The organism is Microbacterium caowuchunii, from assembly GCF_008727755.1.
GTDB lineage: Bacteria > Actinomycetota > Actinomycetes > Actinomycetales > Microbacteriaceae > Microbacterium > Microbacterium caowuchunii.
Map to the genome: position 1 here is coordinate 2,055,550 of NZ_CP044231.1, position 20,981 is coordinate 2,076,530.

16 protein-coding genes and 3 rRNA genes are annotated in these 20,981 nt (G+C 66.8%); 1 reads left to right on the forward strand and 18 read right to left on the reverse strand.

The window, feature by feature from the left end; genetic code table 11:
- Positions 1-21: 21 nt before the first annotated feature.
- The 17 genes from F6J84_RS09870 to tyrS form a co-directional block, all read right to left on the reverse strand.
- Positions 22-882, reverse strand: coding sequence for a segregation and condensation protein A (locus F6J84_RS09870; protein WP_224785734.1), 861 nt, complete (start codon positions 880-882; stop codon positions 22-24).
- A complete protein-coding gene (locus F6J84_RS09875) occupies positions 866-1,756 on the reverse strand; it encodes a ParA family protein (RefSeq protein ID WP_150973384.1) in 891 nt (296 codons plus the stop codon). Before F6J84_RS09875 ends, F6J84_RS09870 begins: the two co-directional genes overlap by 17 nt.
- 92 nt (positions 1,757-1,848) lie before the next feature.
- Positions 1,849-2,772 (reverse strand): site-specific tyrosine recombinase XerD, encoded by a 924-nt coding sequence (gene xerD, locus F6J84_RS09880; RefSeq protein ID WP_150973386.1) that lies wholly within the window; start codon positions 2,770-2,772, stop codon positions 1,849-1,851.
- Position 2,773: 1 nt separating this feature from the next.
- Positions 2,774-3,355: an NUDIX domain-containing protein gene (locus tag F6J84_RS09885; RefSeq protein ID WP_150973388.1), complete on the reverse strand. Its 582-nt coding sequence runs from the start codon at positions 3,353-3,355 to the stop codon at positions 2,774-2,776.
- 4 nt (positions 3,356-3,359) lie between these two features.
- Positions 3,360-5,063, reverse strand: coding sequence for a CTP synthase (locus F6J84_RS09890; RefSeq protein ID WP_150973390.1), 1,704 nt, complete (start codon positions 5,061-5,063; stop codon positions 3,360-3,362).
- A gap of 14 nt (positions 5,064-5,077) precedes the next feature.
- Positions 5,078-6,775 carry a DNA repair protein RecN gene (gene recN, locus F6J84_RS09895; protein WP_150973392.1) on the reverse strand — a complete coding sequence of 566 codons (1,698 nt, stop codon included), beginning with the start codon at positions 6,773-6,775 and terminating at the stop codon, positions 5,078-5,080.
- Complete coding sequence (locus F6J84_RS09900) at positions 6,772-7,713, reverse strand: NAD kinase (protein WP_150973394.1); 942 nt, start codon at positions 7,711-7,713, stop codon at positions 6,772-6,774. The genes recN and F6J84_RS09900 overlap by 4 nt, the downstream gene beginning before the upstream one ends.
- Positions 7,710-8,510, reverse strand: a complete 801-nt coding sequence (locus tag F6J84_RS09905) for a TlyA family RNA methyltransferase (protein WP_150973396.1) — start codon at positions 8,508-8,510, stop codon at positions 7,710-7,712. The genes F6J84_RS09900 and F6J84_RS09905 overlap by 4 nt, the downstream gene beginning before the upstream one ends.
- Positions 8,507-8,671, reverse strand: coding sequence for a hypothetical protein (locus tag F6J84_RS15525; protein WP_191621733.1), 165 nt, complete (start codon positions 8,669-8,671; stop codon positions 8,507-8,509). Before F6J84_RS15525 ends, F6J84_RS09905 begins: the two co-directional genes overlap by 4 nt.
- A gap of 39 nt (positions 8,672-8,710) precedes the next feature.
- Positions 8,711-9,739 carry an HAD-IIA family hydrolase gene (locus tag F6J84_RS09910; RefSeq protein WP_150973398.1) on the reverse strand — a complete coding sequence of 343 codons (1,029 nt, stop codon included), beginning with the start codon at positions 9,737-9,739 and terminating at the stop codon, positions 8,711-8,713.
- Positions 9,739-10,611 (reverse strand): tetratricopeptide repeat protein, encoded by an 873-nt coding sequence (locus F6J84_RS15530; protein ID WP_238702454.1) that lies wholly within the window; start codon positions 10,609-10,611, stop codon positions 9,739-9,741. The genes F6J84_RS09910 and F6J84_RS15530 overlap by 1 nt, the downstream gene beginning before the upstream one ends.
- Positions 10,612-10,658: 47 nt before the next feature.
- Positions 10,659-11,648 (reverse strand): hypothetical protein, encoded by a 990-nt coding sequence (locus F6J84_RS09920; RefSeq protein WP_150973400.1) that lies wholly within the window; start codon positions 11,646-11,648, stop codon positions 10,659-10,661.
- A 15-nt stretch (positions 11,649-11,663) separates the two neighbouring features.
- Positions 11,664-11,780, reverse strand: a 5S ribosomal RNA gene (gene rrf, locus F6J84_RS09925).
- A gap of 102 nt (positions 11,781-11,882) precedes the next feature.
- Positions 11,883-14,984, reverse strand: a 23S ribosomal RNA gene (locus tag F6J84_RS09930).
- A 431-nt stretch (positions 14,985-15,415) separates the two neighbouring features.
- Positions 15,416-16,937, reverse strand: a 16S ribosomal RNA gene (locus tag F6J84_RS09935).
- Together the 16S, 23S and 5S rRNA genes form the textbook arrangement of a ribosomal RNA operon.
- Before the next feature lie 562 nt (positions 16,938-17,499).
- Positions 17,500-18,291, reverse strand: a complete 792-nt coding sequence (locus F6J84_RS09940) for a DUF4184 family protein (RefSeq protein ID WP_150973402.1) — start codon at positions 18,289-18,291, stop codon at positions 17,500-17,502.
- A gap of 10 nt (positions 18,292-18,301) precedes the next feature.
- A complete protein-coding gene (gene tyrS, locus F6J84_RS09945) occupies positions 18,302-19,591 on the reverse strand; it encodes a tyrosine--tRNA ligase (RefSeq protein WP_238702455.1) in 1,290 nt (429 codons plus the stop codon).
- A 103-nt stretch (positions 19,592-19,694) separates the two neighbouring features.
- On the opposite strand from tyrS, the gene F6J84_RS09950 reads away from it, so the two are divergent.
- Positions 19,695-20,303, forward strand: coding sequence for a hypothetical protein (locus F6J84_RS09950; RefSeq protein ID WP_150973406.1), 609 nt, complete (start codon positions 19,695-19,697; stop codon positions 20,301-20,303).
- 3 nt (positions 20,304-20,306) lie between these two features.
- Here the strand turns inward: F6J84_RS09950 and F6J84_RS09955 are convergent, their stop codons facing one another.
- Entirely contained in the window at positions 20,307-20,948 is a 642-nt protein-coding gene (locus F6J84_RS09955) for a SatD family protein (RefSeq protein ID WP_150973408.1), read from the reverse strand.
- Between the last annotated feature and the right edge of the window lie 33 nt (positions 20,949-20,981).

Here is a 20,981-nt window from a genome sequence, read left to right on the forward strand (position 1 = left end):
TCGTTCGGGCCGGGTACGGCGTCATCGGTCATAGTCGGCTCCCAGTGTGGCGAGGTTCTCTTCGGACCAGCGTTCCGCGCTCCATCGCAACGTCAGCTCCCCGAGTGGTTCCAGCTGCTCGAACGACAGCGCGGCCAGGCGGTAGAGCTCGAGGACCGAGAGGAACCGCGCGACGACGACTCCGGGCACGGTCACGCCGGCGACCAGCTCGCGGAAGGTCAGGGTGCCGCGGTCGCGCAGGAGCGTGACGACGATGGCCGCCTGTTCCCGGATGCTGACGAGCGGGGCGTGGAGGTGGTCGAGCCCGACCACCGGGATCTCCTTGGGCGCCATGGCCAGGACCGCCAGCGCGGCGAAGTCGTCGGGGCTGAGTGACCAGACGAGTTCGGGAGCGGCCTGCCGGTACTTCTCGTCGATCCGGACGTTCCGGGTGTGCCGCCGGTCCTCACGTTCCAGGGAGCGTGCGAACCAAGCCGACACCTCCTTGAACGCGCGGTACTGCAGCAGGCGCGCGAAGAGCAGGTCACGCGCTTCGAGGAGGGCGACGGCCTCCGCGTCGACGAGCTCCCCCTGCGGGAGCAGGCCCGCGACCTTCATGTCCAGCAGCGTCGCCGCCACCACGAGGAACTCGGATGCCTCATCGAGCTCCGCCTCGGGCCCGAGGGCGCGCAGATACGCGATGAACTCGTCCGTGACGGTGCTCAGCGCCACCTCGGTGATGTCCAGCTGGTGCTGGGAGATCAGGGAGAGCAGCAGATCGAACGGCCCGTCGAACACGCCGAGCGACACCCGGAAGCCGTCCTCCGGGGACGGCGGTGAGGGGTCGGACGCGGACGTGTCCGGGGAAGGCGCGACGGTGTCGTCGTCAGGCGACGGCGCCACGGGAGACCAGTTCCCGAGCAAGCCGCAGGTAGGCCTGCGCGGCCGCGTGCTCGGGGGCGAACTCGGTGATCGGCATCCCCGAGACCGAGGCATCCGGGAACTTGACCGTCCGCCCGATGACCGTCTCCAGCACGTCGTCGCCGAACGCCTCCACCACGCGCTCGAGCACCTCACGCGAGTGCAGCGTGCGCGGGTCGTACATCGTGGCCAGGACGCCGTCGAGGGTGATGCTCGGGTTCAGACGGTCGCGGACCTTGTCGATCGTCTCGATGAGCAGGGCGACGCCGCGCAGGGCGAAGAACTCGCACTCGAGCGGGATGAGCACCCCGTGGCTGGCGGTCAGGGCGTTCACCGTCAGCAGGCCGAGCGACGGCTGGCAATCGATGAGCACGACGTCGTACTCGGGGGTGATGTTGCGCAGCACCCGGGCGAGGATCGTCTCGCGAGCGACCTCGTTGACCAGGTGCACCTCGGCGGCGGACAGATCGATGTTCGCGGGGATCACATCGAGACCCTCGACCGACGTGTGCACGATGGCTTCGTGCGGGTCCCGCTTGGTGTCCAGGAGCAGGTCGTAGATGGTGGGCATGTCGTGCGGGTGGATGCCGAGACCCGCCGAGAGCGCGCCCTGCGGGTCGAAGTCGACCGCGAGCACCTTGCGTCCGTAGTTGGCCAGCGACGCGGCGAGGTTGATCGTGGTCGTCGTCTTGCCGACCCCGCCCTTCTGGTTGCACAGGGCGATGATGCGCGCCGGTCCGTGGGTCGTGAGGGCGGGAGGGGTCGCGAATCCGTGATACGGGCGGCCGGTGGGGCCCAGCGGCGTATCGTCCTTCGTCGACGATTTGCCTGATGCCTTGCTCGCGCGCTCCGCCACCGTACTCCTGCTCTCGGGTCGTTCGATCGATTCTAGCGAGGCCGGGGCGTGAGACCGAGGCGGCGCGGCTGAACCTGCGGAAACCTCGTCGTTCAGCGGGCTCGGGGATGCGCCGTGGAGTACACGTCGCGCAGCGCGTCCACGCTCACGTGCGTGTAGATCTGGGTGGTGGCGACCGAGGAATGCCCGAGCAGCTCCTGCACCACCCGCACGTCCGCGCCGCCCTGCAGCAGGTGCGTGGCGAACGAATGTCGGAGGGTGTGCGGAGAGACGTGCGCGTCGAGCCCCGCGCGTTCGGCCGCCGCCTGCAGCACGGCCCAGGCGCTCTGCCGCGACAGGGGCGCACCCCGCGCGCCGAGGAACAGCCGCGGCGTGCCCTTCCCCCGGCGGGCGAGCTCCGGGCGTGCCCGCGTCAGGTAGGCGTCGGTGGCGGCCCGCGCGTACGAGCCGACCGGGACGATCCGCTCCTTCGAGCCCTTGCCGCGCACGCGCAGCACGTCTCCGTGCGCGAGGTCGTCGACATCCAGCTGGACGAGTTCGGAGACGCGCGCGCCGGTCGCGTAGAGCAGCTCCACCAGGGCCCGGTCGCGCACCGTCACGATCTCGGCCTGATCGGCGGATCCCGGGGCGGGACCCGATGCGTCCAGCAGCTGCTCGACCTGCGCGATGGTGAGGGCCTTCGGCAGCCGTTGCGGCAGTCTCGGCGGGCGCAGGGATTCGGTCGGGTCCGCCTCGGTCGTCCCCTCCCGCACGAGGAATCGGTGCAGACCCCGCACGGAGGACTGGAGACGCGCGAGCGATGCGGCCGCCGGTCGCGGTTCGGCGCCGGCCCGTTCCGCGGCGAACTCCGCCACGAGCGCGGGCGTCACCTCCCCGGCCTCGCCCACGCCGTGATCCTCGAGCCACGCGACGTATCCCGCCAGGTCGCGCCGGTAGGCGCCGACCGTGTGCGCGGACAGCCCACGTTCGATGGTGATGTGCCGCAGGTAGATGTCGACGGCCCGTTCGAGTCGCACGTCAGTGCTCCGCGCCGGACCGTCTCAGCCGCTCGGCGGTGGCGAGGACACCGGTCATCAGGATGCCGTTGCGGAGTCTGCCCTCGAGCACAGCGGTGACGGCATCTTCGAGCGGTACCCACCGCATCCGGATGTCGGCCTCCTCCTCTTCGCGGTGGTGCGCCTCGGCCCGCGTGGACAGTCCGCGCGCGAGGAAGAGGTGGACGATCTCGTCGTTCCCGCCGGGCGTCGTGAACATGCTGACCAGCGGCTCCCAGGAGGTCGCCTCGAGGTCCGCCTCCTCGGCCAGCTCACGGCGTGCGGCCTGCTCCGGGCTCTCCCCTGCGACGTCCAGCAGTCCGGCCGGCACCTCCCAGTCGCGATGCCTGATCGGATGCCGGTACTGCTGGATCAGCAGCACACGGCCCTCGTCGTCGAGCGCGATGACCGCGGCGGCGCCGGGGTGCACCACGTACTGACGCACGATCCGGCCGTCGTTGTAGCGGACGGTGTCGGAGCGGACGTCCCAGACCGCGCCCCGGTAGACGAGGTCGCTGGCGACGACGTCCGGGTCGACCGGTTCGTCGCGCAGCGCCTCGTCCATCCGATCAGCCGTTCTCGACGTCGAAGAGCTCGCTGGCGCGGTGACGTTCCAGCGCCGCGCCGATCAGCCCGCGGAACAGCGGGTGGGGCGAGGTGGGACGCGACTGCAGCTCCGGGTGGGCCTGGGTGGCGATGTAGTACGGGTGCACCGAGCGGGGCAGCTCGACGAACTCGACGAGGTTGCGGTCGGGCGACAGACCCGAGAAGACGAGTCCCGCCTCGGCGAGCTGGTCGCGGTAGGCGTTGTTGACCTCGTAGCGGTGACGGTGCCGTTCGAAGACCTCGGAGGCGCCGTACACCTCCTCGGCGACCGAACCGGCGCGTAGCTGCGCCGGGTACCGACCGAGGCGCATCGTGCCGCCCAGGTCGCCGCGGTCGATGATGTCGACCTGCTCGGCCATCGTCGCGACGACCGGGAACGGGGTGTCCGGGTCGAACTCGCTCGACGAGGCGCCGGGGAGACCTGCCATGTTGCGGGCGTACTCGATCACCATGCACTGCAGGCCCAGACAGATGCCGAGCGTCGGGATCCCCTGCTCACGGGCGAACTTGAGCGCGCCGAGCTTGCCTTCGATGCCGCGGACGCCGAACCCGCCGGGCACGATGATGCCGTCGAGGCCCGACAGCGCCTTCTCGGCGCCCTCCGGCGTCTCACAGGTGTCCGACGGGATCCAGGTGATCGAGACGTGCGTCTCGTGCGCGAAGCCGCCGGCCTTGATCGCCTCGGTGACCGAGAGGTAGGCGTCGGGCAGATCGATGTACTTGCCGACCAGTCCGATCGTCACCTCGTGCTTGGGGTTGTGCACCGCACCGAGCACCTGCTGCCAGCGCGACCAGTCCACCCCCGCCGCCTTGCCGAGACCGAGCGCGCGGACGATGTAGTCGTCCAGGCCCTGGTCGTGGAGCATGGTCGGGATGTCGTAGATGCTGGGCACGTCGACGGCGTTGACCACGGCCATCTCGTCCACGTCGCACATGAGCGCGATCTTGCGCTTGTTCGACTCGGTGACGGGACGGTCGCTGCGCAGGACGAGGGCGTCGGGCTGGATGCCGATGGAGCGCAACGCCGCGACGGAGTGCTGCGTCGGCTTGGTCTTCTGCTCCCCCGAGGCGCCCATGTACGGGACGAGCGAGACGTGCACGAAGAACACGTTCTGGCGCCCGAGCTCGTGACGGATCTGCCGCGCGGACTCGATGAACGGCTGCGACTCGATGTCGCCGACCGTGCCGCCGATCTCCGTGATGATCACGTCCGGCTTCGGGGTCTCGTCCGCCTGCAGCCGCATCCGGCGCTTGATCTCGTCGGTGATGTGCGGGATGACCTGCACCGTGTCGCCGAGGTACTCGCCGCGCCGCTCGCGCGCGATGACCTGCGAATAGATCTGGCCGGTGGTCACGTTCGCCGCCTGGCTCAGCTCGATGTCGAGGAACCGCTCGTAGTGCCCGATGTCGAGATCCGTCTCGGCGCCGTCGTCGGTCACGAAGACCTCGCCGTGCTGGAACGGGTTCATCGTCCCCGGGTCGACGTTCAGATACGGGTCGAGCTTCTGCATGACGACATGCAGGCCCCGAGCGGTGAGGAGGTTGCCGAGACTGGCGGCAGTCAACCCCTTACCGAGGGAGGAGACGACACCGCCCGTCACGAAGATGTGCTTGGTGGTGTCGTCGTTCGTACCGTGAGAAGGGCTTGAGCCGGGAGAGTGCGTCACGGGCTTCCATCCTATCAGCGGGTACGGTCGGCCAGCGCAAGGAGTTCCCGCGCATGGGTCACTGCTGCATCCGAGTCTGCCAATCCCGACAGCAGACGCGCCATCTCCGCTTCCCTCGCCTCGCCCTCGAGCCGCCGGACACTGGAGGAGGTGACGGACCCGTCGTTCGCCTTCACGACGCTGAGATGGTTGTTCGCGAACGCGGCCACCTGGGCGAGATGCGTCACCGCGATCACCTGTGACGTCTCGGCGAGCCGGGCGAGTCGTCGCCCCACTTCGATGGCCGCGGCGCCGCCGATTCCGGCATCCACCTCGTCGAAGACGAAGGTCGGCACAGGATCCATGCTGGCGATCACCACCTCGATGGCGAGCATGACGCGGCTGAGTTCACCCCCGGATGCTCCCCGGGAGACCGGACGTGGATCCGCCCCGGGGTGCGGGGCGAGGAGGATGGCGACGTCGTCGCGCCCTGCGGCGGTCTCCGCCCCCGGGGTGACCGATACGACCAGGCGGGCATCCGGCAGCGCCAGGGCCCGGAGCTCCTCCGTGACGGCGGCTCCGAGGCGTTCCGCAGCGGACATGCGCGCCGCGGTGAGCTCCGCCGCCGCCGCGTCGAGATCCGCCGCGGCCGCCGAGCGTTCGGCCTCGAGGCGCTCCACGCGGGAGTCGTCGTCCTCCAGCTCGGCCAGGCGCAGGGCACCGACGCGTCCGAGCTCGAGCGCGGCGTCGAGCGAACCGTGCCGGCGCACGAGGCCGGCCAGGAGTGCCCGCCGCTCCTCGACGGCCGCGAGCTCCGCCGGGCCGCTGTCATCCAGGTCCGCCAGGTACGACGCCACAGCCGTCGCGAGGTCGGCGAGCCGATAGCCGATGTCCGCTGCCTGTTCGGCCAGGGCCTGCAGCTCCTGATCGCTGCCCGACGCCCTCTCGAGCGCCCGGCGGGACTCGGCCACGAGGGTGGAGGCATCGGGCGCGTCGTCCTCGTTCGAGAGCGCACCGTGCGCGAGCGCCGCCGCCTCGCGGAGCTGTTCGACGTTCGCGAGACGTTCCGCGCGCTGCGCGAGCGCGGTGTCCTCGTCGGGCTGCGGGTCGGCGTCCTCGATCTCGGCGAGGGCCTCGCGCAGATCCGCGGCTTCGCGCGCCCGCTCGTCGCGGGCCGCGACGAGTCCGTCCAGCTCCGTGGTGAGCGCGCGGACCCGGTCGAAGGCGGTGCGGTAGCGGCCCGCCGCGTCGGAGACGGGTGCGCCCGCGAACCTGTCGAGCGCGTCCCGCTGCGCCGCGGCGGATTTCAGGCGGAGCTGGTCGGACTGCCCGTGCACGACGATGAGCAGGTCCGCGAGGTCGGAGAGCACCCCGACCGGTGCGGACCGACCGCCGACCGTGGCGCGGCTGCGTCCCTCACTGGTGACGGTACGGCCCAGCATGAGCTCCGCGCGGCCGCCGCCCACCGGGTCGACGTCTCCCCCGGCGTCCCGCACCCGGTCCGCGACCGCGCCGTGCTCGTCGACGAGCCACACTCCGTCGACCGCAGCCGCGGCCGCACCCGAACGCACGGCACCCGAATCGGCGCGTTCGCCCAGCAGCAGCCCGAGACCGGTGACGACCATCGTCTTGCCCGCACCGGTCTCGCCGGTGATGGCGGTGAAGCCCGTCCCGAGCGGAAGCGTGGCGTCGGCGATCACGCCGAGGTCCCGCAGGCGCATCTCCTCGATCACGCCGTCCTCCCTGAGGGCCGCGCGGGGAGCGCGTCCGGCCCCCGCCATCCGGTCACCGGGAGGTGGAACTTGTCGACCAGGCGGTCGGTGAACGCCGCCGGGTGCAGCCGCGCCAGCCGCACCGGCTCGCTGGACCGTCGCACCACGACGCGGGCCCCGGGGGGCAGGTCGTGGGAACGGCGCCCGTCGCACCAGAGGATGCCCGTGCCGTTCGTGCGGGCCAGGACCTCGATCGCGACCGACGCCTCCGGCCCCAGTACCAGCGGCTTGGCGAACAGCGCATGCGCCGACAGCGGCACCACCGCGATCGCCTCGACGGTGGGCCAGATGACCGGCCCCCCGGCGGAGAAGTTGTACGCCGTCGACCCGGTCGGCGTCGACACGACGACGCCGTCGCAGCCGAAACTGGAGAGCGGACGCCCGTCGACCTCGATGACCACCTCGAGCATCCGCTCGCGGCTGGCCTTCTCGACGGTGGCCTCGTTGAGCGCCCAGGTCTCGTAGATCACCGCTCCGGATACGTCCTTCACACGCACCGAAAGTGCGAGGCGCTCTTCCACCCGGTAATCCCGGGCGATCACGCGCGCAACGGCCTCGTCCATGTCGTCGCGCTCGCTCTCCGCGAGGAACCCGACGTGACCCAGGTTGATCCCGAGCACCGGTGCCGTGCCGCCGCGGACGAGCTCCGCGGCGCGGAGGATGGTCCCGTCCCCGCCCAGGACGATCGCGAGCTCGATGTCGGCGAGCGGCACGTCGGCACCGAGTGCGGGCAGGTCCGCGCATTGGGGCAGGATCTGGATCAGTTCGGACCGGTCCTCCTCGCTGAGAACGGGTACCGCGCCGGCCGAGCGGAGTTCCTGGATCACGCGTTCCGCGGCCTCGACGGTGTCGTCGCGCCGCGCATGCGCGACGACGAGGATGTGGCGTGGGCCGGTCATCGCACTCCCGTCAGCTCGATCACAGTGCTCTCCCATTGTGTCGGAATGCTGCCCGCGCCGAGTCGAAGATGCACGACGTACTCGCTGTTGCCGTGCGTCCCCAGGATCGGGGACGCGATGAGCCCCAGCGTGCCGAGCCCCTGGTCCCAGGCGGACCAGAGCACCTGCGAGACCGCATCCGCGCGGGATGCCGGATCGGTGACGAGGCCGCCGCGCACGGCGGTCCGCCCGACCTCGAACTGCGGTTTGACGAGCAGGACGATGTCGGTGTCGGCCGTCACGACACCCCGGACGGCGGGAAGCACATGAGCGAGGGAGATGAAGGACAGGTCCCCCACGACGATGCCGGGGACGAACGGTCCGCCGGCCAGATCGGCGAGCGATTCCGGCGTGATGTGGCGCACGTTCACGCCCTCGACGGCGATCACGCCCGGATCCTGCGCGACCCGTTCGGCGAGTTGGCCGTGCCCGACGTCGACCGCGAGGACCGGCTCGGCGCCGCGTTCGCGCAGCACCTGGGTGAACCCCCCGGTGGAGGCCCCCATGTCCAGCGCCGCGCGGCCGGCGACATCCACCCCGAAGGCGTCCAGACCTGCGATGAGCTTGTGCGCGGCCCGGCTGACGTAGTGGTCGGTCCCGGCCACGTCCAGCACGGTGTCGGCATCCACCTGCTGGGAGGGTTTCACCACCGGCCGGCCGTCCACGCTCACCTCGCCTGCGGCGATGAGGGTCGCGGCGTGCGTCCGCGATCGGGCGAGCCCCCGTGCGGCGAGTTCGGCGTCCAGGCGCGGGCTCATCCGGCTGCGGGACCGGACTCGAGGCGGCGCGCGAGGTCGTCGAGGACGGCCGAGTACGCCCCTGCCCGGGCGGCGAGCGGCTGCTGTTCGATCACCTCGAGCGCCGGGAGCAGGTCGTCGGTGCCGGTGGGCTCGGACGCATCCGTCTCGTGACTGTCCATCCCCCCAGGATAGGCGTCCGGAGAGGGAAGCCCGGCAGATCAGGGCCGGTGGAAGGGATCCGCGTAGAGCGCCTCGGGGACGTGGAATCCGAAGATGGCCCGGCCGGTCGCCCAGATGGCCGCCGCACCGGCGCGCACCAGGTCGATGGGCCGGGATCCCGCGTCGAGGATCCGCACGTCCACGCCGTCGATCGCCACGCGGGCCTCCCGCACGATCGTCACGTCGCCCTTCACCCGCGTCACCGGGTACGGTTCGTGCAGTTCCCGCAGGTCCCCGAGGATGTAGTCCGGTCGGGAGGACGGCGGCGCCGCGAGGATGTGCTTGGGGCGGTCGATACCGGTGAGCACGAGCGCGGAGCGGATGCCGGCTGCCTGGGCTCCGGCGATGTCGGTGTCCAGGCGATCGCCGAGGAACAGCGGGCTGCGGGCGCCGAAGCGCGCGACCGCCTCCTGGAAGATCGGCGTCTCGGGCTTGCCTGCCACGGTGGCCAGCCGGCCGACCGCGGTGTGGACCGCGGACACGAGCGTGCCGTTGCCGGGCGCGATGCCGCGGGACTGCGGGATCGTCCAGTCGGTGTTGGTCGCGATCCAGGGGATCCCGCCCTCGCTCTCCGGGAGCGCGAGCGCGTAGGCGGCTTCCGCGAGGTGCACCCAGCCGACCTCGGGCGCGAAGCCCTGTACGACGGCTGCCGGCGCATCGGCGGCGCTGCGGGTCACGACGTATCCGGCCTTCTCCAGCTCGACGACGAGCCCCTCTCCCCCGACCACGAGGATCACGGAGCCGGGAGCGACGAGGGTGTTCAGCAGCCGCACCGCGGCCTGCGGACTCGTCACGACGTCCGAGGGCTCCACCCGGAGCCCCAGCTCGTTCAGGTGGGCGGCGACCGACGCGTCCGTGCGCGACGCGTTGTTGGTGATGAATCCCAGGCGGCGGGTCTGCGCGGCGCGGTTCAGGCTCTCCACGGCATGCGGAAGCGCACCGGCACCGGCGTAAACCACTCCGTCGAGATCGGCGAGGACCGCGTCGACACCGTCGAGCGGCGTGCTGGGTCGACCGAACAGCGCCATCAGCGCTCGTCCTCGTCGGTGACCTCGCCGTCCTCGGTCTCGTCTGCGCCGTCTCCGGACTCGGGCTCATCCGACTCGGGCTCCGGCTCGGCTTCGGCGGGCTCAGCCTCACCCTCGGTGGGCTCGGCGGGCTCGGCGGGCTCGGCGGGCTCGGCGGGCTCGGTGGGCTCGGTGGGCTCGGTGGGCTCGGTGGGCTCGGTGGGCTCGGTGGGCTCGGTGGGCTCCTCCTCCGGCTCCGCGGACTCGGCGTCGGTGGGTTCCGGCTCCGGCTCCGCGGACTCGGCGTCGGTGGGTTCCGGCTCCGGCGCGTCGTAGAACTCCTCGACGACGAGGATCTCCTCGTCGGTGCCGCCGGCGGCGTCATCGAGCGCTTCCGCGGCGACGACGGCGCGGCGATGCCACTCCGCTGCCTCTTCCGTCCGGCCCAGCTCCTCGAGAACCGTGGCGCGGGCCTGGAAGAGGGACGGGCTCCACTCGAAGGCGCGGTCCGGATCGAGTTCCGGGATGTCGAGCTCGCTCAGGGCGCGTTCGGGGTCGCCGAGATCGAGGCGGGCGCCGGACATCGCGATGGCGAGTTCGACACGGGCGTGGACCGGCAGATCGTCGCGGGAAACCTCTCGTCCGACCTCCACGGCGCGATCCGGTCGTCCCACTCCTCGCTCGCTGTCCACCATGAGCGCGATCTGGTCGTCGCGGCCGGAGATGCGCCGGTAGGTGCGCAGCTCACGAAGGGCGAGGGCATAGTCCTCGATCGCGTAGGCGGTGATGGCCACCGTCTCGCGGACGACGGCGACGCGGCCGGCACGCCGCGAGGCAGCCAGCGCGTGGGCGTGGGCGAGCTGCGGGTCCTCGTCGATGACGCGGGCGGCCATCGCCAGATGACGGGCGACGGACTCCGCGTTCTCCTTGCTGAGGGTCTTCAGCTCGTTGCGGGCGCTGGGGTGGAGATCCCGTGCCGTGACCTCGTCCGGCAGCAGCGGTTCGGCGGCCTTCGCGGCGCGCAGGTCGGCATCCTGAGGGGGCCGGGACGAACGGGACTCACCACGGTAGCCGCCGCCGTCGCGGTAGCCACCGGAGCGCGGAGCTCCCCCGTCGCGCGGTCGCTCACCACGGTTGCCGCCGCCGGAGCGCTCGTCGCGGGGACGGTAGGGACGGTCACCCTGACCCGAACCCTCCGAACGCGGACGATACGGACGGTCACCCTGGCCCGAACCCTCCGAACGCGGACGATACGGACGGTCACCCTGGCCCGAACCCTCCGAACGCGGACGATACGGACGGTCACCCTGACCGGAACCCTCCGAACGCGGACGATACGGACGGTCACCCTGGCCCGAACCCTCCGAACGCGGACGATACGGACGGTCACCCTGGCCCGAACCCTCCGAACGGGGACGGTACGGACGGTCGCCGGACGCAGGCCGGTCATTCCGGGGACGATACGGACGGTCACCCTGACCGGAACCCTCCGAACGGGGACGGTACGGGCGGTCACCCTGCCCCGAGCCTTCCGAACGCGGACGGTACGGACGGTCACCCTGGCCCGAACCCTCGGCACGCGGACGGTACGGACGGTCACCCTGACCGGAACCCTCCGAACGCGGACGGTACGGGCGGTCACCCTGCCCGGAACCCTCCGAACGCGGACGATACGGGCGATCGCTCTGCCCGGCTCCGTCGGTGCGGGGTCGGTACGGTCGGTCGTCACGGGCTTTGCCCGCTCGATCGGCTCGACCGGCGGACCCGCCACCTCGGGCGGGACCGTCGGAGCGGCGCGGGCGCTGAGCGCCTTCGGAGCGTCGACGGTCGTCGTCGCCCTTCTTCTCGCGATCGTTCTCCGACATATCGTCTCCTCGACGTCTTCTCGTGCCCGTAAACCAGAAATGGCCACCCAGCGTTGGGTGGCCATTTCTATTGAAAAGAAGTCCGGCGGTGTCCTACTCTCCCACAGGGTCCCCCCTGCAGTACCATCGGCGCTGTGAGGCTTAGCTTCCGGGTTCGGAATGTAACCGGGCGTTTCCCTCACGCTATGGCCGCCGAAACACTATTGATGTTTCAGTCTGCATAACAACTCAATTGTTATGCGGTTCTCGACCGTACATCGAGAACCACTCAGTGGACGCGTAGCACCAAAAAACGGTGTGTTATCAAGTCATCGGCTTATTAGTACCAGTCAGCTGCACACGTTACCGTGCTTCCACATCTGGCCTATCAACCCAGTAGTCTGGCTGGGAGCCTCTCGCCCGAAGGCATGGAAGTCTCATCTTGAGGCCGGCTTCCCGCTTAGATGCTTTCAGCGGTTATCCATCCCGAACGTAGCTAATCAGCGGTGCTCCTGGCGGAACAACTGACACACCAGAGGTTCGTCCAACCCGGTCCTCTCGTACTAGGGTCAGATCCTCTCAAACTTCCTACGCGCGCAGCGGATAGGGACCGAACTGTCTCACGACGTTCTAAACCCAGCTCGCGTACCGCTTTAATGGGCGAACAGCCCAACCCTTGGGACCTACTCCAGCCCCAGGATGCGACGAGCCGACATCGAGGTGCCAAACCATGCCGTCGATATGGACTCTTGGGCAAGATCAGCCTGTTATCCCCGAGGTACCTTTTATCCGTTGAGCGACAGCGCTTCCACAAGCCACTGCCGGATCACTAGTCCCGACTTTCGTCCCTGCTCGACCTGTCAGTCTCACAGTCAAGCTCCCTTGTGCACTTACACTCGCCACCTGATTGCCAACCAGGTTGAGGGAACCTTTGGGCGCCTCCGTTACTTTTTGGGAGGCAACCGCCCCAGTTAAACTACCCACCATGCACTGTCCCTGAACCGGATTACGGTTCGAAGTTAGATATCCAGAGTGACCAGAGTGGTATTTCAACAACGACTCCACCTGAACTAGCGTCCAAGCTTCAAAGTCTCCCACCTATCCTACACAAGCCACACCGAACACCAATACAAAGCTATAGTAAAGGTCACGGGGTCTTTCCGTCCTGCTGCGCGTAACGAGCATCTTTACTCGTAATGCAATTTCGCCGAGTTCGCGGTTGAGACAGTTGGGAAGTCGTTACGCCATTCGTGCAGGTCGGAACTTACCCGACAAGGAATTTCGCTACCTTAGGATGGTTATAGTTACCACCGCCGTTTACTGGGGCTTAAATTCAAAGCTTCGCCGAAGCTAACCTCTCCTCTTAACCTTCCAGCACCGGGCAGGCGTCAGTCCGTATACATCGTCTTGCGACTTGGCACGGACCTGTGTTTTTAGTAAACAGTCGCTACCCACTAGTCTCTGCGGCCTCCAAACGCTTTCGGAGCAAGTCCTAATACGTCGAAGGCCCCCCTTCTCCCGAAGTTACGGGGGCATTTTGCCGAGTTCCTTAACCACGATTCTCTCGATCTCCTTGGTATTCTCTACCTGACCACCTGAGTCGGTTTGGGGTACGGGCGGCTAGAACCTCGCGTCGATGCTTTTCTTGGCAGCATAGGATCACCCACTTTTTATCCGCATCGTGTCTCAGCCTTAATGAGTGACGGATTTGCCTATCACTCGGCCTACGCACTTGCACCAGGACAACCATCGCCTGGCTTGGGCTACCTTCCTGCGTCACACCTGTTAATACGCTAACCGCACCAGAACGGGTTCGTGCGCTAGGCCCAGAGCGTCACCCCGAAGGGATCAGTCACTGGGATTCAGACACTTAGCACTACTGGATTAGCTTGGGCGGTTCTTCGCCGGTACGGGAATATCAACCCGTTGTCCATCGACTACGCCTGTCGGCCTCGCCTTAGGTCCCGACTTACCCAGGGAAGATTAGCTTGACCCTGGAACCCTTGGTCTTTCGGAGGACGTGTTTCTCACACGTCTTTCGCTACTCATGCCTGCATTCTCACTCGTGTAGCCTCCACGGCTGGTTCACACCGCCGCTTCGCTGGCCACACGACGCTCTCCTACCCATCAACACGGCTGGACCACGAAGGCCTACCTATAATGCTAATGCCACAGCTTCGGTGGCGTGCTTGAGCCCCGTTACATTGTCGGCGCGGAATCACTTGACCAGTGAGCTATTACGCACTCTTTCAAGGGTGGCTGCTTCTAAGCCAACCTCCTGGTTGTCAAGGCAACTCCACATCCTTTCCCACTTAGCACGCGCTTAGGGACCTTAGATGGTGGTCTGGGTTGTTTCCCTCTCGACTATGAAGCTTATCCCCCACAGTCTCACTGCTGCGCTCTCACTTACCGGCATTCGGAGTTTGGCTGACGTCAGTAACCTTGTAGGGCCCATCGGCCATCCAGTAGCTCTACCTCCGGCAAGAAACACGCAACGCTGCACCTAAATGCATTTCGGAGAGAACCAGCTATCACGAAGTTTGATTGGCCTTTCACCCCTATCCACAGCTCATCCCCTCAGTTTTCAACCTAAGTGGGTTCGGTCCTCCACGACGTCTTACCGTCGCTTCAACCTGGCCATGGATAGATCACTTCGCTTCGGGTCTAGGACACGCGACTGAATCGCCCTATTCAGACTCGCTTTCGCTACGGCTACCCCTCACGGGTTAACCTCGCCACGTATCGCTAACTCGCAGGCTCATTCTTCAAAAGGCACGCTGTCACCCCTACTAAGGAGGCTCCAACGGTTTGTAAGCAAACGGTTTCAGGTACTATTTCACTCCCCTCCCGGGGTACTTTTCACCTTTCCCTCACGGTACTTGTCCGCTATCGGTCATCTGGGAGTATTTAGGCTTATCAGGTGGTCCTGACAGATTCACACGGGATTTCTCGGGCCCCGTGCTACTTGGGATACTCTTCGCGTCAAGAGAGGCATTTCGACTACGGGGTTCGCACCCTCTATGACTGGCCATTCAAAGCCATTCGTCTATACCTTCTTGTAACGCCGACAGATCGGCAGAACTGTCTGAAAAGTCCCACAACCCCGAATACGCAACTCCTGCCGGATATCACACGTACTCGGTTTAGCCTGTTCCGGTTTCGCTCGCCACTACTAACGGAATCGCGGTTGCTTTCTCTTCCTGTGGGTACTGAGATGTTTCACTTCCCCACGTTCCCTCTACCCGCCCTATATATTCAGGCGGGAGTCACTAGGTCGGCACGCCGCCCAGCGGGGTTTCCCCATTCGGACACCCTCGGATCAAAACTTGCTTATCAGTTCCCCGAGGCTTATCGCAGATTGCTACGTCCTTCTTCGGCTCCAGATGCCAAGGCATTCACCGTTTGCTCTTAAAGACTTGAAATCACATGAGTTCATCAAAGAATCGGACCAGATCCGAAGATCTGACTCGAAATTGACTAATGATCTTTAAGATCATCAATACGAGATGCTCCCCTAAAGGATCATCTCGAAGATGCTCGCGTCCACTGTGTAGTTCTCAAAGTACGGGCGGTACCCTCCCCGCATGCCAACCCGAAGGCGACACCAGAAAGGGCCCAGAGGTTCGTCAACGCTCAACTTCCGTCAAGCGCATCCGGTCCCTCAGGACCCAACAGCGTGCATGCCCCAGGCAACTCCCCCAGACCCGTTCCGACCATGACCGAAGCCACGATGTACTGAGTTCCAGGATCATCCCCTGAAGCCTTGTCAAATGTTCCACCCATGAGCTACCAGTCGAGAACGTGTGTCTCGAATCTGGCGCCTGGAAGACCGAAGTCTCCAGATGCTCCTTAGAAAGGAGGTGATCCAGCCGCACCTTCCGGTACGGCTACCTTGTTACGACTTAGTCCTAATTACCGATCCCACCTTCGACGGCTCCCTCCACAAGGGTTAGGCCACCGGCTTCAGGTGTTACCGACTTTCATGACTTGACGGGCGGTGTGTACAAGACCCGGGAACGTATTCACCGCAGCGTTGCTGATCTGCGATTACTAGCGACTCCGACTTCATGAGGTCGAGTTGCAGACCTCAATCCGAACTGGGACCGGCTTTTTGGGATTCGCTCCACCTTACGGTATTGCAGCCCTTTGTACCGGCCATTGTAGCATGCGTGAAGCCCAAGACATAAGGGGCATGATGATTTGACGTCATCCCCACCTTCCTCCGAGTTGACCCCGGCAGTATCCCATGAGTTCCCACCATTACGTGCTGGCAACATAGAACGAGGGTTGCGCTCGTTGCGGGACTTAACCCAACATCTCACGACACGAGCTGACGACAACCATGCACCACCTGTTTACGAGTGTCCAAAGAGTTGACCATTTCTGGCCCGTTCTCGTATATGTCAAGCCTTGGTAAGGTTCTTCGCGTTGCATCGAATTAATCCGCATGCTCCGCCGCTTGTGCGGGTCCCCGTCAATTCCTTTGAGTTTTAGCCTTGCGGCCGTACTCCCCAGGCGGGGAACTTAATGCGTTAGCTGCGTCACGGAATCCGTGGAATGGACCCCACAACTAGTTCCCAACGTTTACGGGGTGGACTACCAGGGTATCTAAGCCTGTTTGCTCCCCACCCTTTCGCTCCTCAGCGTCAGTTACGGCCCAGAGATCTGCCTTCGCCATCGGTGTTCCTCCTGATATCTGCGCATTCCACCGCTACACCAGGAATTCCAATCTCCCCTACCGCACTCTAGTCTGCCCGTACCCACTGCAGGCCCGAGGTTGAGCCTCGGGATTTCACAGCAGACGCGACAAACCGCCTACGAGCTCTTTACGCCCAATAATTCCGGATAACGCTTGCGCCCTACGTATTACCGCGGCTGCTGGCACGTAGTTAGCCGGCGCTTTTTCTGCAGGTACCGTCACTTTCGCTTCTTCCCTGCTAAAAGAGGTTTACAACCCGAAGGCCGTCATCCCTCACGCGGCGTTGCTGCATCAGGCTTCCGCCCATTGTGCAATATTCCCCACTGCTGCCTCCCGTAGGAGTCTGGGCCGTGTCTCAGTCCCAGTGTGGCCGGTCACCCTCTCAGGCCGGCTACCCGTCGACGCCTTGGTGAGCCATTACCTCACCAACAAGCTGATAGGCCGCGAGCTCATCCCTGACCGAAATTCTTTCCAACTGCCGACCATGCGGTCGCAGCTCGTATCCGGTATTAGCAGCTGTTTCCAACTGTTATCCCAGAGTCAGGGGCAGATTGCTCACGTGTTACTCACCCGTTCGCCACTGATCCACAGAGCAAGCTCTGCTTCACCGTTCGACTTGCATGTGTTAAGCACGCCGCCAGCGTTCATCCTGAGCCAGGATCAAACTCTCCGTAAAAGAAAAATACTGAACCAACCGGAATAAGGTCGGGACAGCGAGTTTGAACTGACCAAAATGGATGTCATTACTGACTTATCCGTCGCCAACACCCCGAAGGATGCTGGACTTTTGATCCAAAGGAATCTCTTACCCGGCCGAAGCCGAGTCGAGGTTATTTGGCATTTGACAAGTGCACGCTGTTGAGTTCTCAAGGATCGGATGCTCCCGCTACTCAGCCTCTCAGCCTTGCCCGCGGGGCAACTTCACTATCTTATCCGTCTCGCTCGTTGTGTCAAACCGGCGCGTCGTTCCCGAGAAAGGAACAGTGGGACACGGTCGGACTCCGAGGATCCGGGTTCCCCATCCTACACGCCGAAGCGGAGACTCTCAAGGAGAGTCGGTCGAGGTTGGGGAGTCGTTCACCGCTTGAGGGGGCGGGCCTTTCGGCTCTCGCTCTTCCCTGTGGGGCGAACAAGTAAGAATTTACGCGGATCCCCGGGACCCGGCAAATCAGCACGGCGCCCCGGGCGTGTCGCGCGTCTTTCCGCGCCTCTCCCCCGGCCGGGTGCGCAGGGGCGACTCACGATCGGGCGGACCGGAGTGCGGAGCGCCGGGACTGCACGGCGACGCTGAGCGCGAGGGTGAGCGCGGCCCACAGTGCGCACGCGGGCGGCAGCACCCGGTAGCCGAGGTGAGCCGGAGTGAACTCCGCGGTCAGCGGGCCCCACAGCGACAGGCCGATCAGCCACGCCGCGGCGAGGATCACGGGAAGGGACGCCCACCACGCCCAGCGGACGGCCGCGGGCATGACGTGGTCCACGGGATGCGGTGTGCGGCGCCGCATCCACAGCACGGCGTAGACGCCGAGGACACCCAGCCCCACCACACTCGAGCCGTGCTGGAGCCAGGTGTAGCCGGCGAGCGGCCCCCACTTCTCGTCCAGTGCGGGGAACAGGGCGGAGCCGAAGCGCCCCTCGTGCGTGAAGGCGTCCCAGAGGATGTGCGTCACGACGCCGATCAGCAGCGACACGACGAGCCACAGCACCCGCGCACCCTGGCGGGGGAACGTCTCGCGCCAGGCGGCCGCCGGCCCGCGGTCCCACTGCTCCGGGAGCCGCTCCCCCACCGGACCCGGCGAGAGTTCCCGGACGGCGGGGCGGAGCACGCAGCGCCACACCAGGAGCAGCACCAGCGCGAGCAGTACCGTCGCCGCGAGCGCGCGGGGATCGTGGGTGCCGCTGTAGGTGATCGGCGTGCCCCGCACGAACAGCGGAAGATCCGGCGTCATCGCCCCGACCGCGACGGCCGCCGGCACGAGCCGCGTCCGGACGAACGGCAGCGCCACGACGGCGTGGCTGGGCGTGAAGGGCATCCGGCCGCGCTCAGCCTCGGACGACGAGCCCGGCCAGGGTCTTCTTGCCGCGCCGGAGGACGGACAGTCCGCCGGGCAGCGTCCCGGTGATGGTCGTGCTCTCACTCTCCACGCGCTGACCGTCCAGGGACACGCCGCCCTGCGCGATCGCGCGCCGCGCCTCGCTGAGGCTGGCGACCAGACCCGTCGCCACGAGCGCCTGTCCGACGGGGGTGCCCGCGTCGACCTCGGCGTGCGGCAGCTCCTCGATCGCCTGGCGCAGGATGGTCGCATCGAGGGTGGTGAGATCCCCCTGCCCGAAGAGCGCCTCGGACGCCGCGATGACGGCTCCGGTCGCCTCGGGCCCGTGCACGAGAGCGGTCACCTCGAGGGCGAGCCGTTTCTGTGCCGCACGCCGGAAGGGCTCGCTCTCCACGAGAGCCGCGTACTCCTCGATCTCGGCGCGGGTGAGGAAGGTGAAGACCTTGAGGCGATCCACGACGTCGGCGTCGTCCGTGTTCAGCCAGAACTGGTACATCCGGTAGGGACTGCACATCTCGGCATCCAGCCAGATGGCGTTGCCCTCGCTCTTGCCGAACTTGGTGCCGTCGCTGTTCGTGATCAGCGGCGTGCCGATCGCGTGCACGGAGCGACCCTCGACCCGGTGGATGAGGTCGGTACCGCTGGTGAGGTTCCCCCACTGGTCGGATCCGCCGGTCTGCAGGACGCAGTCGTACTGGCGGAAGAGCTCGAGGTAGTCCATTCCCTGCAGGATCTGGTAGCTGAACTCGGTGTAGCTGATCCCGGCGTCGGAGTTCAGCCGCGCGCTCACGGCATCCTTCTTCAGCATGGTCCCGACCCGGTAGTGCTTGCCGATCTCGCGGAGGAAGTCGATCGCCGACAGCGGCGCGGTCCAGTCGAGGTTGTTCACCATCCGAGCGGCGTTCTCGCCCTCGAAGCTGAGGTAGCGCTCGATCTGCGCGCGCAGCCGGGAGACCCATTCGGTGACGGTCTCGCGCGTGTTCAGCGTGCGCTCGGCCGTCGGACGCGGGTCGCCGATCAGCCCGGTCGAGCCGCCCACGAGGCCGAGGGGCTTGTGCCCGGCCAGTTGCAGGCGCCGCAGGACCAGCAGCTGCACGAGGTTGCCGAGGTGCAGGCTCGGAGCCGTGGGGTCGAAGCCGCAGTAATACGTGATCGGGTCCCCGGCCAGCAGGGCGCGCAGCGCCTCGGGATCGGTGGACACATGCACGAGTCCGCGCCAGACCAACTCGTCCCAGACGTTCTCGAACGTCGGGTCGTTGGCGGGCGCAGTCGAGCTCACGGGCGGAGTAGACACGCGCTTCAGCCTAGCAAGCCGTGCGGTCGCCGCCCGGTCCCGTCACCGGCCACGGGGCGCGTCGGACGGTCATGCGAGACTGAGCCGCATGCAGCTCACGGACGCGCAGCCGCTCATCGTTGCCATCCTGTCCATCGTGGTGTTCCTGGCGTTGTGCGCCGCCCTGGTGCTGGTCACCGTCGCGGCCCGGCGTCCCAGCAACATCCCCCTCGCCACGGCGGCCGGACTCGTCGTCCTGAGCCTCGTGGTCGTCGCGATCGTCCCGTGGAACGTCCCCCTCCTCGGCGGGGTGCTGATCGCCCTGCTGGCCACGGCGCTCGCGATCATCGGCGGTGACCCGATCACGCGCCGGATCCTCGACATCGCCACCCACGGCGAGGTCCGCGACGGCACCCGGGGCGGCATCCTCGTCCTCGACTCGCGCAGCGACGACGACGACGACAGCGACGACAGCGACCGGGTGCACGAGGTCCTCCGCGGCGGGATCACGATCGGTTACCTCGAACGCATCGCCGTGGTGGCCGCCCTGATCGCCGGCTATCCGGAGGCCATCGCGGTCGTGGTCGCCGTGAAGGGCATCGGCCGGTTCTCCGAGCTCGCGAATTCCGCAGCCCGGGAGCGCTTCATCGTGGGGACCCTGGCCAGCCTGCTGTGGGCGGGCATCATCGGCGCACTCGTCCGGCTCGCGATCTGGTGAGGCTCACCCTCCCCTGAGCACCCGGTACCCCTCCACAACGGCAGTGGCCCCGGATGACGCGAGCAATTGCGACACCGCGGACTGGCTGATCCCCTCCGCCGCGGCGAGTGCGGACTGGGTGCGGCCGGCACACCGCCCGTAGGCGAGCCGGCGCGCTCGTCCGGTCATCGCGGTCACCAGGTGGTCGCGCACGAGGAGCCCGGCATTCGCGATGTGCGCGGCTCGCCGCTCGTCCTCGGATCCGTCGTCGGCGACGCACACCCAGGTCCGCGCCCCCGTCACCGTGCGGTCCTGGACGGCGTGGATCGTCTCGATCGCCGTCCGCGCCGCCCACCATCCTGGCCCCTCCGGGATGCCGTCGGTGACGGCGGACGGGATGGTGCCCGTCTCCCCGATCCCGAGCCCGAATCTGCAGTCGACCCCGTCCGGGAATGCGAGCCTCAGCAGCAGGACGGCCGCCATCGCCCCCTCCAGCGTGTCGTACACGCCCTGGAACTCGTCCCCGACGGTCGGCCGCAGGGGACGGACGGCCGTCGGGCCCTCCTCGTCCACTCGGGCGATCGCGGACTCGATGTCGCGCTGCGCCGCGGCCCGATCGGCCAGCAGCCGGGACCCGACGATGTCGGCGGTCACGCACACGGTCATCGGATAAGCATAAGTCTTATATCCAGAAAAGAT